We start from the raw sequence: 1,169 nt of genomic DNA, 5'->3' as shown, positions 1-1,169 counted from the left end.
GTTGTAAGGAGGGTGCATTAACTTGGTGAAGTTAATTTTACCTCTACTTAGAACGGTTTTAGCATGACTAAAGGTCTTAAAGCCTTCAATGCCATGGTAGTGTCCCATGCCTGAAGGGCCTATACCACCGAACGGCGCGTCTTCTGCAGCCACATGCACCAAAGAATCATTAATACACACGCCGCCAGAGTGCGTGCTCGATAAGATTAGATCTTGAGTCTGCTTATCATGACTCATCAGGTACAAAGCAAGCGGACGTTCTCTTGTTGTGATGTAGCTGATCGCTTCTTCAATAGAATCATAAGGAACGATAGGCAGTACGGGGCCAAACAACTCTTCTTGCATTGCGAGCATGTCGTCGTTCACTTCGGTTAGAAGGTGTGGCGTCATTCTGTGGTTCACATCGTCTTGTGCTTGCTCGGTGACAGTGTGAACAACTGCGCCTTTAGATTGAGCATCTGTAATCACTCCCTTCAAACGATTGTATTGACGCATATCGATCACTGAAGTTAAGTCTTTGCTCTCAATGCCTGCTTTATACAGCTTTTTGAAGTACAGCTTATAAGCTGTGATGAACGCGTCGACTTTTTCTCGTGGTAATAAGATGTAATCGGGCGCCACGCAAATCTGGCCAGCGTTCAAGCTTTTTGCAAACAGGATGCGTTCAACGGCGTCAGCCACATCAAAGTCGGGAGCAATAATCGTTGGAGACTTGCCGCCCAATTCCAAGGTTACAGGCGTTAAGTTATCGGCTGCTGCTCTCATGACGTGCTTACCCACAGAGGTCGAGCCAGTAAATAGAATATGGTCAAACGGGAGCTGGCTAAATTTAGCGGAAACGTCAGCTTCGCCTTCGATAATCGCGACTTGATCTTCACTAAAGCCTTCGGCCAGCATAGCTTTTAAAACTCGGTTGGTCACTGGAGTGAACTCAGACATCTTGAGCATTGCAGTATTACCTGCCGCCAGCGCCGTGATGAGAGGACCTAAAGAGAGCATCACCGGGAAGTTCCAAGGAACAATGATACCGACAACACCAACTGGTTGATAATGAATCGTGATCTTCGCGGGTGTCAGCATTAAGCCTGCTTTTCTGCGAGATGGCTTCAACCATTTCTTAAGGTTCTTCAGGCTGTAATTGATCTGGTGAAGAGAAGGGGTGATATCTG

1 protein-coding gene is annotated in these 1,169 nt (G+C 46.9%); it reads right to left on the bottom strand.

What is annotated here, in order from left to right:
- The coding region (locus AB4653_RS27670) for a coniferyl aldehyde dehydrogenase (protein ID WP_372105845.1) at positions 1–1,169 on the bottom strand (1,169 nt) is incomplete at both ends.

Origin of the sequence: Vibrio sp. 10N.222.48.A3 (assembly GCF_041475345.1) — a bacterium.
Lineage (GTDB): Bacteria > Pseudomonadota > Gammaproteobacteria > Enterobacterales > Vibrionaceae > Vibrio > Vibrio tasmaniensis_A.
This window is presented reverse-complemented; position numbering and strand designations above follow the sequence as displayed.